The sequence below is a fragment of the Candidatus Arsenophonus nilaparvatae genome, from assembly GCF_045346035.1.
GTDB classification, from domain to species: domain Bacteria; phylum Pseudomonadota; class Gammaproteobacteria; order Enterobacterales; family Enterobacteriaceae; genus Arsenophonus; species Arsenophonus nilaparvatae.
Genome location: NZ_CP158507.1, coordinates 2132755 through 2148984 on the forward strand (window position 1 = coordinate 2132755; position 16230 = coordinate 2148984).

The 16230-nt window shown below is 38.9% G+C and carries 13 protein-coding genes; 8 read left to right on the top strand and 5 right to left on the bottom strand.

Annotated elements, in window-relative coordinates; translation table 11 throughout:
• Positions 1 to 195: 195 nt before the first annotated feature.
• Together WH390_RS10100 and WH390_RS10105 are read left to right on the top strand one after the other, a co-directional pair.
• Complete coding sequence (locus WH390_RS10100; protein WP_148305518.1) at positions 196 to 762, top strand: hypothetical protein; 567 nt, start codon at positions 196 to 198, stop codon at positions 760 to 762.
• Between the two features lie 353 nt (positions 763 to 1115).
• A complete protein-coding gene (locus tag WH390_RS10105; RefSeq protein WP_052044784.1) occupies positions 1116 to 2258 on the top strand; it encodes a hypothetical protein in 1143 nt (380 codons plus the stop codon).
• Positions 2259 to 2443: 185 nt separating this feature from the next.
• Here the strand turns inward: WH390_RS10105 and WH390_RS10110 are convergent, their stop codons facing one another.
• From WH390_RS10110 to WH390_RS10125, 4 genes are read right to left on the bottom strand one after another with little or no spacing between them, the layout of a single operon-like run.
• On the bottom strand, positions 2444 to 3253 hold the full coding sequence (locus tag WH390_RS10110) for a MetQ/NlpA family ABC transporter substrate-binding protein (RefSeq protein ID WP_052044783.1): 810 nt from the start codon (positions 3251 to 3253) through the stop codon (positions 2444 to 2446).
• A 20-nt stretch (positions 3254 to 3273) separates the two neighbouring features.
• Positions 3274 to 4116, bottom strand: a complete 843-nt coding sequence (locus WH390_RS10115) for a DUF169 domain-containing protein (RefSeq protein ID WP_052044782.1) — start codon at positions 4114 to 4116, stop codon at positions 3274 to 3276.
• Positions 4117 to 4152: 36 nt separating this feature from the next.
• The gene (locus WH390_RS10120; RefSeq protein WP_032114456.1) at positions 4153 to 4827 is read right to left on the bottom strand and encodes a methionine ABC transporter permease; all 675 of its coding nucleotides are present in this window, start codon (positions 4825 to 4827) and stop codon (positions 4153 to 4155) included.
• 38 nt (positions 4828 to 4865) lie between these two features.
• Positions 4866 to 5831, bottom strand: a complete 966-nt coding sequence (locus WH390_RS10125) for a methionine ABC transporter ATP-binding protein (protein WP_032114589.1) — start codon at positions 5829 to 5831, stop codon at positions 4866 to 4868.
• A gap of 536 nt (positions 5832 to 6367) precedes the next feature.
• Between WH390_RS10125 and xdhA the strand changes: the two genes are divergently transcribed.
• Genes xdhA through xdhC form a run of 3 tightly spaced genes read left to right on the top strand, consistent with a single transcriptional unit; the run spans position 6368 to position 10003 of the window.
• On the top strand, positions 6368 to 8653 hold the full coding sequence (xdhA, locus tag WH390_RS10130; protein ID WP_032114588.1) for a xanthine dehydrogenase molybdenum-binding subunit XdhA: 2286 nt from the start codon (positions 6368 to 6370) through the stop codon (positions 8651 to 8653).
• A 4-nt stretch (positions 8654 to 8657) separates the two neighbouring features.
• Positions 8658 to 9536, top strand: a complete 879-nt coding sequence (gene xdhB, locus WH390_RS10135; protein WP_032114455.1) for a xanthine dehydrogenase FAD-binding subunit XdhB — start codon at positions 8658 to 8660, stop codon at positions 9534 to 9536.
• The gene (gene xdhC, locus WH390_RS10140; protein WP_032114454.1) at positions 9533 to 10003 is read left to right on the top strand and encodes a xanthine dehydrogenase iron sulfur-binding subunit XdhC; all 471 of its coding nucleotides are present in this window, start codon (positions 9533 to 9535) and stop codon (positions 10001 to 10003) included. The genes xdhB and xdhC overlap by 4 nt, the downstream gene beginning before the upstream one ends.
• Positions 10004 to 10047: 44 nt before the next feature.
• Here xdhC and WH390_RS10145 read toward each other — a convergent pair whose 3' ends face one another.
• Entirely contained in the window at positions 10048 to 11832 is a 1785-nt protein-coding gene (locus WH390_RS10145; RefSeq protein ID WP_032114453.1) for a sigma 54-interacting transcriptional regulator, read from the bottom strand.
• Between the two features lie 660 nt (positions 11833 to 12492).
• Here WH390_RS10145 and ygeW point away from each other — a divergent pair.
• From ygeW to WH390_RS10160, 3 genes are all read left to right on the top strand, one after another.
• Positions 12493 to 13680 (top strand): knotted carbamoyltransferase YgeW, encoded by a 1188-nt coding sequence (gene ygeW, locus WH390_RS10150; RefSeq protein WP_032114452.1) that lies wholly within the window; start codon positions 12493 to 12495, stop codon positions 13678 to 13680.
• A 65-nt stretch (positions 13681 to 13745) separates the two neighbouring features.
• Positions 13746 to 14945 carry a diaminopropionate ammonia-lyase gene (dpaL, locus tag WH390_RS10155; protein WP_032114451.1) on the top strand — a complete coding sequence of 400 codons (1200 nt, stop codon included), beginning with the start codon at positions 13746 to 13748 and terminating at the stop codon, positions 14943 to 14945.
• A gap of 66 nt (positions 14946 to 15011) precedes the next feature.
• Positions 15012 to 16229: a YgeY family selenium metabolism-linked hydrolase gene (locus WH390_RS10160; RefSeq protein ID WP_032114450.1), complete on the top strand. Its 1218-nt coding sequence runs from the start codon at positions 15012 to 15014 to the stop codon at positions 16227 to 16229.
• Position 16230 lies beyond the last annotated feature (1 nt).

Genomic DNA, 16230 nt, shown 5'->3' on the forward strand with positions numbered 1-16230 from the left:
TGAATATAGAAAAGTTATTCTTTTTTAACCTTTTAAAATTATTTACCACAGAAGAAATATTTTTATTTAAATATAGAATCTAAAAAGTATAAATAAGGACTTGCAATGAATGGTCTTAATCAAGAGTTTATAAATAACCCCATAGTTTTTATATCACAAAATACAATTAGTTCTATTACTTGGTTTAATAGAGCAATGTCTGCTTACGCTCCTGTAAGACACAAAGATCAGATTCATAGATGCAACAAGGATAAGAAAGCATTATTTGATTTACAATTTTATAAAGGACAGAAAAATAACCTTGAATTAGTATTAGTATCAGACAAGCACTCGGATAAAGACGACGTTATTATTGAAGCTCATTGGTGTCCATATGTTAGTGGTACAGAACTTTCTGGCTATGTTGATGTGCTCCGAATTAATCCTCAATACAAGTTTGTTTTTACCCCTGCAATGAACGGTTGTTCGCTAATTGTAGGAGATTCACCGCTCGGCAAAAACTATATTCGTATTTTTCATAATCAACATCCTACTAATAAAAAAATAAATGACCTTATTCGTAAAAATACCAGTGGCGGTAATATCACCGATAGTTTAAATTTTGATGAATATGGTACTATTGATGCCCCCAATGCCTTTAATTTCATGTTTTATAGTGGTTCAGGTTGGTGTTTCGTCGGTCAACCGCAAATACTGAATGTATTAACCAATGAGGTATCATTTCGACCTTGCTCAACGTTTGTTTTCCGACAAGTGATTTAATATAGCTTTATTTTTAATACATATTTAAATCTATTTTAGATAAATATGAAATTAGCAAAAAATTTTCATTCCTATTTAAGACTTATAGCAGAATAACGTTGTTAAACCATGGCGTCATATAGCCAATATATTTGTAATGTATTCGGATAGTTATTAAATAAAGCTAACAATCTCACAGTAGAAGCCATTCTTAGCATCATTAAGGGTAACAAAATACATTTGATGAAATATGGCTAACAACAACATCTTACGCATTCAAATTAAAGATTGGTTTAAATTGAACTGATAAACATATTTATCTGCCATGGATAACAACCATTATGATTTCATCACTGACTCATAAAGGATAAAAAATGTCGATATTTACCATATTTTTTTGCGGTACAGGCTCTAATCGTAACGACAGTACACCTAATGCCGCCATCGAGGATAAAGATAAAAATAGTGCCTGGTTTTTTCATGACGGTGAATTAATTTCAACTTTAGCAAAAAATATGGCTACCCCAGAATTTTATAATTGGATCATTGTCGATGGACCTGGTAGCGGAAATTTACAAGAAGAGAATAAATGGATAAAACCAGGTAACCACTCTAACATGGCGGGACAACTGTTTGGTAACGGATGGGAAAATAACGTAGAACATGCGCTAGCGGTGCTGAAAGCTGCTCCCTTCTTCTTTGCGCAACAAGAAGGCTATCATACGCAAAAAAAACAGTTTCAAATCCGAACTACGAATAGTCAACCAATCGAGGTAGTTAATTTAGTCGGCTGGAGTCGTGGCGGCGTGACCTGCCATATGATGGCAAATGCCATGGCTGAAGATCCTAAATTACGTCATATTAAGGTTAATATATTTGCCATCGATCCGGTACCGGGTTTATTTCAGTTTGCTGAACATCGCACCAAGATTAAACCTAATGTCCATGACTATTATGCTGTCTATGCACGCCATGAAGCCTCAGTGGGTTTCACGCCAGTCATGCCCAATAATTTAGATGTTCGCGGTAAAATTGCCATCTATGCAATGCCCGGACGTCATGCTACTGTTGTGGGTAATGCGTCAGAAACCGGTGACGGTGTAAAAAACCTGCCAACAGATTTTACCGATCCTGGCAAAGTCGTTCGTTGTTTAGTTGAAAAACAATTAACATGTTGGGGAGTAAAACTAAACAACACCCTTTCTCTGACTGATGAAGCAATATTACAACATTACGATACTATGTTAGCTGATCTGCCCAAATATTTGCTTATGAGAAAAAATGTCTACACCGTAAGAGACTATTTCTCTACCGAAAGAAAAGTGGGCAATGAAAGTCAAAATAAGAAATGGTCCGAATTAAGCATGTTAGCATCGCCTAGTTTTAATGGTAAGAATATTTTTATTAACCAACACCATATGAATTTATTTATTAACTACCAAAGTAGAATGGGTTTAAAAGAAACGGATATGGCTAAAAAATTCCCAATTACCTACCAACTGATAGCAGAAATTTAACCGCTAGCTGATTTACCAGATTGGTCATTACCAATAGAGCAATGAGCAAAAGGGGAAAACCATGGCCAATTTAAATTGGCCATCGGTGATGATTAAAAATATAAATCAGTCACTGCGTAATGTTATTTATACTATTAGCTAAAAAACCAATAGCAAATATCACTACCACAGGCGGGTGATGAATATTAATAATATTCGAACACTCCATTAAAATCATTTTGTACACTTTCCCGTACTGGCTTGGCGCATAAACTGTCAGCCAGAAGTTTTGCCCATTGTTGCTTAGCATTCTGACTATTAACCACATACCCAATTGGGAATTGTTCAGCATCTTTATCACGAACAATATAGGAATTGACCGCTTTGCCTGCATTATAGATATGAGTGAAAAAAGCAACTGCACCATCAAGATCTGGTAACGCGCTAACGGTTTGTGTTTGATCCATCTCGATAAATACAATTTTGCGTGGATTATCTATAATATCCAACAGGCTATAATTACTCTTTTTATTTGCATCCAGTACAATTAAACCGGCTTGTTGTAGCATGGCTAGCGCTCGATCCATATTCATTGCATCATTCATAATGGCAATTTTAGCGCCGACAGGAAAATCCGCCAGCGAGTGGTATTTTTCTGAATACAATCCTATTCCAGTCGTGAATGGGTATGGCTTAATCATTACCAAATTGGCATTATTTTTTTTATTAAAATAAGCTAAAAACTTTTCGTGTACACCTAATGCGGCATCGACACTACCATCATTAACGGCATGCAAAATATTGACGGCGTTATCCATATAAACACGTTCAGTTTTAATACCGTGCTCAGCTATCCAGTAAGCACCAAAATCGACAATATCACATAAAACTCCACTACAAGCGATCTGCTTTTGTAATGGATTATTGCTATCTGCCCCTTTTATTGACCCAAGATAGTGATTTGATATAAATAAAACAATAACAATCGAAACAACTGTATAAATGAATTTCTTCATTGTAAATTCTCTTAGCAAGACTATTTCATAATTTGATTATTTTTGCGTCTATGGTATTCCAAAGTACCATAGCCACCAGTGTAATAATTGTTACCTAGCTTTATATCTATCCGATTAGACAAACCCAACTTGGCGGCTTTCGCCAATATCAACTTTTTTGCTTTATTGCTAGCCATTGGATTGGCCGTTTGACAAATGCCATCAATAATCTTATCGAGATAATGAAAAGGAATACCGATACCGATCTCTTCTTCGCGCCACTTTGCTACATGACGCGTTCCAGAGCATAGAAAAGAGAAATTAACTTGATCCCGCTCAAAGGGATAAGAGGTGCATTCTTGGCATATTGCTTGATTACCGGTAACTTTAGTATTCTTTAATTGACCAAAATGATAAGCATAGCCTTGAACGATCCGCATCATATTTAAAGAATTAGCGATAATAATAACCACGTCAGGATGAGATTCTGTATATAAAGATAGTGGTTTAATTTCAATGCCTTGCACCTGATGCTGACAATATACCATATCCTTAGCAACTTGATGGCTAATGGCGTAATTAGCATAGAGTCCCATTTGGTAACTTCGATGGCCAGAAGCTATATCATTATTGTTAACAATATATTGCTCAAATTTTAAAACACCCAACGCTCGCGCGCCGGCCAGACATGCCATTTTTTTAATATTAAGTTTACAAGCTGTACCAAATGACGCATTTTTTACTGCCAAACAGTAGGGTAAAGGCGCTGAGGCTTCTGCTGTTTCACAGCGGTTATACAGCTCATCATTATATAAAAAACGAATACCAACCGGCTGGCGTGAAAGATCAAGCATCGTTTCCAGCCACATACTTTGTGTATTCACAAAACCTTCCTTAACTATAACTTTCAATAAAAAATATTATTTTAATTTTTTATAAAAATGATTACCGACACTTTGTATAATGAAGACCAAAATGGTTAAAACTAGTACTATCGAATACATCATAATTTCATCAAATCGTTGATAACCAAAAGTCAGTGCCATTGCTCCTAATCCACCGGCACCAACCGCACCAGCCAGAGTTGTATTTGCCAATAATTGAATTGATGAAAAAATTAGGTTTGAAAAAATGGCTGGTAATGCCTCGATTAACATGACATTAAAAATAATTTGCCGATTACTGGCGCCAAAAGATTTTGCCGCCAAAATGACTTTTTTATCGACTTCAAGTAATGAATTTTCAATTAACCTGGCAATAGCACAAAATGCCGATATGGTTAAAGGAACCACCGCCGCTTGCCAACCGACAGAAGTACCAATAATGAAACGGGTAAATGGGATAAGTGCAACAATTAAAATAATAACTGGAAAAGAACGGACAAAATTGACTAACCCATTAAGAAAATAATAGATGCTTTTTTTTGGCATTAAACCATCAGGTGAAAATAACACCAGAAAAACACCAATAAAGAAACCGATAATTAAACCTAATATCATCGATAAAAATAACATTTTCAATGTTGCTAAAATTGCAGGAAAAATAATTAAAGGCAAATAATTGAAAGCTTGGGTTGTTGTGATATTAAGAAACATATTTTCGACCTTCATGATAGTCAAATAATATAAAATTGTTAATTTATAGTATTAAAACAAATCCCGTTAATGGTAAAAAAATCTTTAGCTTTATGACAAAATTCATTTTTTATTGACAGGTAATAAAAGTGAATCAATTCATTTAATAAATATTCTGAGCGCAAAAATATCATTTTAAAATTTTTACCAATAATATTGAATAAATCAATAATAATAGATCCGTCGTTATCATGACCCGTTATCATTAATTTAAAACCTGTTTCACCTGGCTTTATTTCAATATTTTCAAGCCCGACAAGCCGTCTTAATGCAGGTGGCTCTGCCAAAAAAATATTTTTTGTTATTCCTGAAAGCGTAATTTTTCCATTTTCAATAATCGACATACTGTTACAAATGCGCTTCGCTATGTCTAATTGGTGAGTTACCATAATAATAGTCACATTTAAAACACGATTAATACGTTTAATAAGCTCAAGTAGAGCATGGCTAGTAATAGGATCTAAAGCTGATGTTGCCTCATCGCATAATAACACCTTCGGCTGTAAGGCTAGTGCCCGAGCGATTGCAACTCGTTGCTGTTGGCCACCAGACAATGCTTCTGGCCGATATTGCGACCTATTCTCTAAGCCAACTAATTCCAGTAGTTCTTTTGCTCGACGACTTCTTATTGCGGCAGCAATATTCCAACATTGCATCGGTAACACAACATTTTCAATAACTGTTTTTCTTTGCATTAATGCAAAATCTTGAAAAATCATGCCAATATTTTTTCTATAACGACGTAAAGATAAACCGGATAAATTCATAACATTAATATTATTACATTCAAGTTTGCCATCACAGCCGGTAAGTTCTAAACCATTTATACAATGTAATAAAGTCGATTTGCCCGCTCCACTGGCACCTAATAATGCATGGATCTCACCTGGTGGGATATTTAGATTAATATCATTCAATAATATTTTATTTGCTATTTGCTTATTAAATTTATTGATTTTAATCAAAACATTCATCCTTACTGTTTTAATTTTAATTAATATAATAAAATTGTTGTTATTATATTCTTTGATCTATTTCTAAAAAAATGACTTTTTCCTAAAAATATTTCACTATAAATTATCATTTAATCAATTTTAATAAAAAATATTTTCAGCGGCTAATATCGAACAATAAATAAAATAATTTAATCAATTCTTAAATAATAACAAATTAATTACAAAATAATAATATAGAATAAAATTATTAAAATATCATTAAACGATTTAATGTTTATTAATTGATAAATAAAATAATAAAATCTGGGGAAATTATCAAAATAATAATTTTTTTCTCAATATGAAAATACTGACATTATTTTGTTACCTATTTATTTTATTAATCTAATAAAATTTTTCCCAGAGTTTTATCTCCATCTCAATCTTATCTCTGCCATAAGATCAATCTGCATAGTGGCATACATATTGCGTATTAACATTGATCAGTTTGATTTTTCTCAACAGGAGAAATAGCAATGTTAAAAAAAAAGGAAAAGTTCGAGGAGATGCAACTCGGCTTATCTTATTTGCGTACAGATGCTCTGACAAAAGTAACTGGGCGGGCAAAATATGCCGATGATATATCGATGGTAGGCATGCTCTATGCTAAATATGTTCGCAGCACTATCGCTCATGGCTATGTTACTGAAATCGACTATAGTGAGGCATTAGCGCTACCTGGTGTTGTCAATATATTTACCTGGCAAGATGTTCCTCAGATCCCTTTCGCAACGGCCGGACATGCCTGGACACTTGATACAAAAAAACGCGATATAGCCGATCGTTTATTGTTAACTCGCCATGTACGCCATTTTGGTGATGGCATTGCTATTGTTGTCGCTCGGGATGAGCTTACCGCAGAAAAAGCGGCGGCGACGGTAAAAATAACCTATGAACAACTGCCCGTTATTACCTGCCCTGAATCAGCTAAAGCGGCTGATGCAATAAATATTCATAGTAATGGCAACCTACTTAAACATAGCCAAATTACCGCGAATGAACCGATATCCGCAATAGAAAAATCTCCACATCAATTTAGCAAACGTTTTACCACCCCGATTGTTCAACATTGTCATATGGAAAGTGTTACCAGCTTTGCCTGGATGGAACAATCAGATCGCATTATTATCGTCTCCAGTACCCAGATCCCTCATATTGTGCGTCGTATCGTTGCACAAGCACTGGATATGTCATGGTCTAAAATACGTGTTATCAAGCCTCATGTTGGTGGTGGTTTTGGTAACAAACAGGACGTATTAGAAGAACCAATGGCGGCGTTTTTAACACTAAAACTTGGTGGTGTGCCAGTAAAAGTGATGCTTTCGCGAGAAGAGTGCTTTTATGCTTCGCGTACTCGGCATGCCTTCCGAATTGATGCAAAATTAGGCATCACGACCGACGGAGAACTGAAAGGATATCAATTAGATGTCTTATCTAATACCGGCGCTTATGCCTCTCACGGTCACTCAATTGCTGGCGCCGCAGCCAATAAAGTTGCTTACTTATATCCGCGCAGTGCATTTGGCTACCAAGCGACCACCTGCTATACCAATCTACCTTCGGCAGGAGCTATGCGCGGTTATGGCGCTCCACAAGTCACTTTTGCCTTAGAATCATTACTTGATGATGCCGCTGCTGAGTTAGATATCGATCCGGTAGAGATCCGACTTATCAACGCTGCCCGCACCGGAGACAGCCATCCAATCAATCACTCCATTATTCAAAGCGCAGGTATAATTGAGTGTTTGACAAAAGGACGTGAACTATTTAATTGGCAAGCACGTAAAGCGGCCTGTCAACAAATGAGCGGTGATATTCGTAGCGGCGTTGGTGTTGCCTGTTTTAGTTATACCTCTAATACCTGGCCGGCTGGTGTTGAAATTGCCAGTTCCCGCCTACTGTTAAATCAAGATGGCATAGTGAATGTACAAATAGGTGCCACCGAAATAGGTCAAGGCTCAGATACCGTATTTGCCCAGATGGTGGCAGAAACATTGGGCATGCCTGTTAATATGATCAATGTTATTTCGACTCAGGATACCGATATAACTCCCTTCGATCCTGGCGCGTTTAGTTCTCGACAAAGTTATGTCACCGCACCAGCACTACAACAAGCAGCACAAACTTTACGGCAAAAAATTGTTCAACATGCCGCCATTATCCTCAGTCAATCAGAAAGAGATCTAACTATTATCAATGGCAACATTGTATCACTCAGCCAGCCAGGAAAAATTCTCATCCCAGTCGCCAATGTCGCCATGGATACTTTTTACAATCCTGAATTAGGGGGACAACTTTCTGCTGAATCTTCCTGTAAAACGACGAATAATCCGCCGGCATTTGGCTGTACTTTTGTCGATTTAACGGTGGACATTCCGCTATGTAAGGTGACTATCAATCGTATTCTTAACCTACATGATTCTGGCCGCATTCTTAATCCTAAGCTGGCTGAAGGACAAGTCCATGGTGGCATGGGAATGGGAATTGGTTGGGCTTTATATGAAGAACTGATAGTCGATGAAAAAAGCGGTATTGTCCGTAATCCTAATTTACTTGATTATAAAATGCCAACCATGATGGATCTGCCTGAACTGGAATGTGTCTTTATCGACAACTATGAACCACAATCGGCATATGGTCATAAATCATTAGGTGAGCCGCCGATAATTTCTCCAGCCCCGGCAATTCGTAATGCATTACGGATGGCGACGGGCATTGCGATTAATTCCCTGCCTCTCACACCAAAAAGATTATTTCGCGAATTTGTTCAAGCCGGGCTGATCAGAGGTTAGAAATATGTATGACATTAAAAATTATCATCGGGCTGACAATATCGCTCATGCGGTAGCATTGTTAGCGCAAAACCCTACGGCTCGATTATTGGCCGGCGGAACGGATGTGTTGATCCAATTACACCACCTAAATTCACACTTTGATCATATTATTGATATCCATGATTTGCCAGAATTACGCGGTATAGATTGTGATCAGGCGGGTAATATTCGTATCGCATCGGGTACGACTTTCAATGAATTAATCAACCATCCAATTGCCCAGCAACATCTTCCGGCCCTGGTAGAAGCCGCAAGCATGATCGCCGGACCACAAATACGAAACGTCGCTACCTTTGGTGGTAATATTTGCAATGGCGCACCCAGCGCTGATTCCGCTTGTCCATCCTTGATCTATGATGCAACACTAGAAATTGCTTCACCAGGAGGGAGTCGCTATACCTCAATTAACGGCTTTCATACCGGCCCAGGAAAAGTCGCATTAGCCGCAAATGAGATTTTAACGGCTTTTCATTTTAAAGCTGAAAATTATCGCAATAAAGGTGCTGCCAGCTTCAAATATGCGATGCGCGATGCGATGGATATCGCCACTATTGGCTGCTCGGCCCTTTGCGACATTAAACAGGGTAAATTTCAGCAACTCAAACTGGCTTTTGGTGTCGCAGCACCTACGCCGATACGCTGCCTGCATGCAGAAGAAGCTGCCCGTGGCAAAGCGCTCACTCGTCAAACGCTGGTCACTATTGGTCAAGCTGTTACGCACGATGTCTCGCCAAGAACATCATGGCGCGCGGAAAAAGAATTTCGCTTACATCTTATTCACACTTTAACCGAGCGAGTAATAAATTTAGCTGTTATGCGCGCAGGAGGGAAAATTATATGAATGCTAAAGCGTTAACCACGATTGATTGTCATATTAATGGCGTTCCTCGTCAACTGACCTTATCGCCAGCAATGTCGCTGGCAGAAGTGTTACGGGCAGAAGGTTTGCTTAGCGTCAAATTAGGCTGTCACGTCGGTGAATGTGGTGCGTGTACGGTGCTAGTCGATGACGTCGCAATCGATAGTTGCCTCTACCTAGCTATCTGGGCACAAGGTAAAACAATCCGCACCGTAGAAGGCGAATTGACCAATGGTATCGCATCAAAAATACAACAAACCTATGTCAATAACGGCGCAGTTCAATGTGGCTTCTGCACACCTGGCCTTATTATGGCAACAACCGCTTTTTTAGCCAAACCGCGTACCGAGCCATTAACTATTAAGCAAATACGCCATGGGTTAGCCGGTAATCTATGTCGCTGTACGGGTTATCAAATGATCATTGACGCGATACAACACTGCGAATAAGTTATCTCTGGGCATGGTATTTTTTAAGCCATTGCCCATTTTCATTAGCCCGATGTCAATTCATAGCGTTTTATCTTACGGTATAAAGTAGCAATACCAATGCCAAGCATTTTTGCTGCTTGTTTTTTACTGCCATAACGACTCAGGGCTTCACGGATCAGCTGTTTTTCCATATCTTCAAGCACTACCGCACCATCAATCGCTGGTTCGTTTAGATCGATGTTAGGGACAACCAGTGTCTCAACCTTAAAATCATTTTTACGATGATTGACCAAATTGGGAGGAAGTAATGCAATATCAATAACATCACCTGAAGAAGTGACATTAATTAAATATTCCATCAAATTGCTTAGTTCACGTAAATTACCTGGCCAGTGGTAAGCTTTGAGACGCTCCAACACCTCTTGTGAAATCCCAGGATACACTAGTCCAAGACGCTTAGTGTGGAGATTAAGAAAATAGTGAATAAGTAGTAGTAAGTCTCCCTGTCGCTCTCGTAATGGTGGTAAAGCTAAAGGAATAACATTCAAACGATAATATAGATCTTCGCGGAATTTTCCCTCACGGACAAATTTTTCCAGATTTTGATTAGTTGCCGAAATAATCCGAATATCAACCGGTACAGCTTTACTGGCACCTATCGGCTGAATTTCGCGCGCCTCGATCGCACGTAATAACTTTGCCTGAATAACCAGTGGCATATCACCGACTTCGTCCAAAAACAGTGTTCCTTGGTTTGCCGCCTGAATTAATCCTTGTTTACCATTAGTTGAAGCACCGGTAAAAGCCCCTTTTACATAGCCAAATAACTCACTTTCCAGTAGCTGTTCTGGAATAGCGGCACAGTTAATTGCAACAAAAGCTTTATTACTACGATGACTTAATTTATGAATAGCTCTGGCAACCACCTCTTTACCGGTACCACTTTCACCAATAATCAGTACACTTGAAGGGCCTGGCGCAATACGGCTAATCAATTTCTTCAACTTACGCATTGGTGGTGACTCCCCAACCAGATGCTCAATCTGCGGTTCAGCAGATTCAAATGTCGAATTGGCATAAAGCGGTAATTGATGAAAAGCCATCAGAAATATTTGATAATCTTGTATATTATGAAGTTGACCTGTCAATATTTCAGATATATCTCCGCAAGTGATAACATATTGCATATGACCACCGGTAAAACTTTCCTGATAAATTAGCGGTCGAATGGTAAACGCCTTGCCGATTATTTTTTCATAATTTAAATTGAGTATATTAAGTGCAATAGCATTGACTAATTTTAATTTATTGCGACTATTTAATATCAAAACCCCTTGATCAATATTATCAACTAAAGTCATTAATGCAGAGCTGGTATTATTGACACCACTTTGTTCGTCTAACAATTTTGAAATAAAAATCGTCGAAATATGTTGCACATAATCAGAAAATTCATGTAAATTATGTTTAATTCTTTCCTGCTGCTCATGAGTAAAAGCCACCAAGCTTATTACACCGACACAAACATCCTGGAAAAATATTGGTGTCCCTAAAAAAGCTTTTTCCTTACAATTTACTTTATTTTCACAGTCTTCACACAGTGGATCCAAGCGAGACTGGATGACAACCTTCTCTTTTCCAGTTTGAATGACGTAACGCAATAAACGCGAATTTCGTTCCAGCTTCTGCCCTAAATATTTTCCATAAGGCCCAGAACCTGCCACACGTCTTAATGCACCATCTACAATTTCAACTTCAAGTTGTAATACACGGGAAAGAACTTTCGTAAATCGCAGGATAGTTGGTTGGATCTGCATTAAAGCAGATTGAGAACTTATACCCAACATGATCATTTTCCTTATGTTCTAAATTATTACACAACAAATATCGTAATTAATGAACTATAGGGCATGTGCAAATAATGTAACATCGCTCCATATAGCCTAAATTGATAGAAAAATGATTCTTCCTGGATTACAGTCCATCGTAAAATATCAAAGCTCATTATTAAAATGATAATTCTGTATCAAAATTATCATTATGAATTAATAAATATCGATAATTAAAATTTAAATTTATATTTATAAATTGTAATTTAATTGTGTTTTTATTATTCCAATGAGTATATTAATAAAGATAACTCTGTTATTTTATAATTAATTTTTTTATTTATTATATTGCCAAACAATGTCATTTTTAGCCTACAATCCTGATTAAGGATAGAATCATTTCTTAATGATAGAGTTATCAGCCATACAGTACATGAAATATCAATCTAGAAATACTAGCCATAACGCAAAAATTTATTGTTTGCTTTCATTCCCTTACCTTAATAATCATTTTCTGTGATTATTATCACGCTATTATCTTTCAGCCATCATTTCTTATTTTGAGCAAAAGAATTGGCATGCTTATTGATATTACTTCAATAGCTTATGCAGATCCTTGGCTTAGTTCTGCACAGCATATTCGCTATCTGACTAGCTATTTTAAATTAGGATTTTATGATGAAAACAATTAATAAATTGCTCAAGGATATCAAAGCACTGCACTCCAACCTTAACAAAAAAGATTTTTTGTTGACCTGGGAACAAAGTCAGGATGAGTTAATTCAGGTGCTAAATATTGCTGCCATACTCAAAACCATGCGGTCAGATAATATTGCAACTAATGTATTCCGCAATGGCTTAGGTATCTCTATCTTTCGCGACAACTCTACTCGTACCCGTTTTTCCTACGCTTCTGCGTTAAATATGTTAGGGCTAACCCAACAAGATTTGGATGAAGGTAAATCACAAATTGCCCATGGTGAAACAGTACGTGAAACTGCCAATATGATCTCCTTCTGTGCCGATGCCATTGGTATTCGTGATGATATGTATCTTGGCGCAGGTAATGCCTATATGCGTGAAGTCGGTGATGCGTTGGATGAAGGCTATCAACAAGGTGTACTACCACAACGTCCAGCATTAGTTAATTTACAATGTGATATCGATCATCCAACCCAATCAATGGCTGATCTAGCCTGGTTACGTGAACATTTTGGCTCGCTGGAAAACCTAAAAGGCAAAAAAATTGCCATGACCTGGGCTTATTCACCGAGTTATGGCAAACCGCTGTCCGTTCCCCAGGGTATTATTGGACTAATGACACGTTTTGGTATGGAAGTAACACTAGCCCATCCTGATGGTTATGAACTTATCCCTGAAGTCGTCGCCGTCGCGAAAAAGAATGCCCAGGCGTCGGGAGGCACTTTCCGCCAGGTTAATACTATGCAACAAGCTTTTAAAGATGCGGATATTGTCTATCCCAAATCTTGGGCGCCTTATAAAGTGATGGAGCAACGCACCACATTATTACGTAACAACGATCACGATGGCTTAAAATCATTAGAAAAACATTGTTTGGTGCAAAATGCTAATCATAAAAACTGGCACTGCACGGAAGAAATGATGGCACTTACCCATAACGGCAAAGCACTCTATATGCATTGCTTACCGGCAGATATCTCTGGTGTCTCCTGCCCCGAAGGTGAAGTTACCGAAGGTGTATTCGAAAAATATCGTATTGCGACTTATAAAGAAGCTAGCTGGAAACCCTATATCATCTCCGCCATGATCCTAGCGCGAAAATTCGCTCAACCTGATTTGATCCTCGAGCAACTCATAAAAGATGCGAATAAACGCGTCAAATAACGCTGCTCCAGCCATCTCTTGGCTGCTTACAACAAAAGTATTTCTATGAACAAATAAGGTTGGCTATGTCAATTTTCTCATTAAAGTTAGATATTGCGCAAAATCGCTTCTTTACTGGTGAAAAATCCGACTTGTTCTCGCGTCAACAAGCACGTAAGGCGCGGGCTTTTCATCAAAAGATCAATAACTACCATCCAACACCACTCTATTCCCTTGATGGACTGGCTGATCTGTTTCAGGTTGGCAAAATACTGGTCAAAGATGAATCACAACGCTTTGGCCTGAATGCGTTCAAAATGCTGGGAAGTACCTATGCTATCGCCCAGTTATTGTGTGAAAAATACCATATCAATATCGATGATTTTTCTTTCGAAAAGTTAAAAAACAATCTGACCGAAAAAATAACCTTTACCACCACAACTGACGGTAATCATGGGCGCGGTGTTGCATGGGCTGCCAAACAACTTGGTCAGCACAGTGTAATTTATATGCCAAAGGGTTCAGCCCAGGAGAGAGTTGAGCATATTCTAGCGCTTGGTGCAGAGTGTATCGTCACTGACATGAATTATGATGATACCGTCCGGCTGACGATGGAAACGGCCAAAATCCATGGTTGGCAAGTTATTCAAGACACTGCCTGGCCTGGTTACACTCAAATTCCTACCTGGATCATGCAAGGCTATACCACTTTAGCCGATGAAGCGGTCGAGCAAATGAACCAAATGGGGATCGCCCGACCGAGCCATGTTTTTCTTCAGGCCGGCGTTGGAGCCATGGCCGGTGGAGTACTCGGTTATTTGGCTGATGTCTATGACGCTAATCAGTTGCATTCGGTAGTCACTGAACCTGAGTTAGCAAATTGCCTATATCGTTCCGGTATCAAAGGAGAGATAGTCAATGTTGATGGCGATATGCCAACGATTATGGCGGGGCTGGCCTGTGGTGAACCCAATCCACTTGGCTGGACGGTGCTACGTAACTGCGCCCGCCAATTTATCTCTTGCCAAGATGCAGTCGCTGCCCTAGGCATGCGCGTACTTGGCAACCCATACCAAAAAGATCCACGCATAATCTCCGGCGAATCGGGTGCTGTCGGTTTAGGGGTATTGGCAGCGGTGCATTACCACCCACAACGCGATGCGTTAAGAGAAAAATTAGGACTCACCAAAGATGCCGTTGTATTGCTAATTAGTACCGAAGGAGATAATGATGTCAAACACTATCGCGAAGTTGTCTGGCAAGGCAAACACCCAACATTAGCGTAAGGCACGAAATTTAAAACGCATTTTATCATTGCGAAAAAGTAGGAATTTATAACGGGAGTAAACAACATGGTTAAGCAAGTTCCATTCGATAACGTTCTAGCTAGCGCCAAAAAATATAAAGATGACATGAGCCGTTTTCTGCGTGACATGATAGCCATTCCTAGTGAAAGTTGTGACGAAAAAAAGGTTATCCACCGTATTAAACAAGAAATGGAAAAAGTCGGTTTTGATAAAATTGACATCGATCCAATGGGTAATATTCTTGGTTATATTGGCCATGGACCTCATTTGATTGCCATGGATGCGCACATTGATACTGTCGGAATAGGTAACATCAAGAATTGGTCTTTCGATCCCTATCAGGGTATGGAGACAGAGAATATCATCGGTGGTCGTGGTGCATCCGATCAAGAAGGTGGCATGGCAGCGATGGTCTATGCCGGTAAAATTATCAAAGATCTTGGACTGGATGACCAATACACACTGCTAGTAACCGGTACAGTGCAAGAAGAGGATTGTGACGGTCTTTGTTGGCAATACATTATTGAAGAATCAGGTATAAAACCAGAGTTTGTCGTCAGTACCGAGCCAACAGATTGCCAAATTTATCGTGGACAACGTGGACGCATGGAAATTCGCATTGATGTCCAAGGGATCAGCTGCCACGGCTCTGCCCCGGAACGTGGCGATAATGCCATCTTCAAAATGGGCCCGATATTGATGGAACTGCAACAACTTGCTCAGCGATTAGGCAATGATGAATTCTTGGGTAAAGGGACCCTCACCGTGTCGGAAATTTTCTATACCTCTCCGAGTCGTTGTGCGGTAGCCGATAGCTGTGCTATTTCAATCGATCGGCGATTAACCTGGGGTGAAACCTGGCAAGGAGCATTAGAAGAGATCCGCGCCTTATCATCCGTTAAGGAGACCAAAGCCACTGTTTCCATGTATCGCTATGAGCGTCCTTCCTGGACGGGTTTAGTATATCCAACCGAATGCTATTTCCCTACCTGGAAAGTAGAAGAAGATCATATTACCGTCAAAGCTCTCAGTAAAGCCTGGCAAGGCTTATTCCATAGCGAACCCGTGGTTGACAAATGGACTTTCTCAACCAATGGTGTCTCCATTATGGGTCGCCATGGTATTCCCGTGATCGGATTTGGTCCTGGTAAAGAGGACCAAGCCCATGCTCCTAACGAAAAAACCTCGAAAGATCATCTGGTTACTTGCGCCGCGATGTATGCTTCAATCCCATTAACCTATTTATCTGAATTGAAAAAATAAT

Coding starts and splice junctions, on each gene's coding strand:
- WH390_RS10100 (WP_148305518.1), top strand. CDS start 196: ATGTCTGCTTACGCTCCTGTAAGACACAAAGATCAGATTCATAGATGC.
- WH390_RS10105 (WP_052044784.1), top strand. CDS start 1,116: ATGTCGATATTTACCATATTTTTTTGCGGTACAGGCTCTAATCGTAAC.
- WH390_RS10110 (WP_052044783.1), bottom strand. CDS start 3,253: ATGAAGAAATTCATTTATACAGTTGTTTCGATTGTTATTGTTTTATTT.
- WH390_RS10120 (WP_032114456.1), bottom strand. CDS start 4,827: ATGTTTCTTAATATCACAACAACCCAAGCTTTCAATTATTTGCCTTTA.
- xdhA (WP_032114588.1), top strand. CDS start 6,368: ATGCAACTCGGCTTATCTTATTTGCGTACAGATGCTCTGACAAAAGTA.
- xdhB (WP_032114455.1), top strand. CDS start 8,658: ATGTATGACATTAAAAATTATCATCGGGCTGACAATATCGCTCATGCG.
- xdhC (WP_032114454.1), top strand. CDS start 9,533: ATGAATGCTAAAGCGTTAACCACGATTGATTGTCATATTAATGGCGTT.
- WH390_RS10145 (WP_032114453.1), bottom strand. CDS start 11,832: ATGTTGGGTATAAGTTCTCAATCTGCTTTAATGCAGATCCAACCAACT.
- ygeW (WP_032114452.1), top strand. CDS start 12,493: ATGAAAACAATTAATAAATTGCTCAAGGATATCAAAGCACTGCACTCC.
- dpaL (WP_032114451.1), top strand. CDS start 13,746: ATGTCAATTTTCTCATTAAAGTTAGATATTGCGCAAAATCGCTTCTTT.
- WH390_RS10160 (WP_032114450.1), top strand. CDS start 15,012: ATGGTTAAGCAAGTTCCATTCGATAACGTTCTAGCTAGCGCCAAAAAA.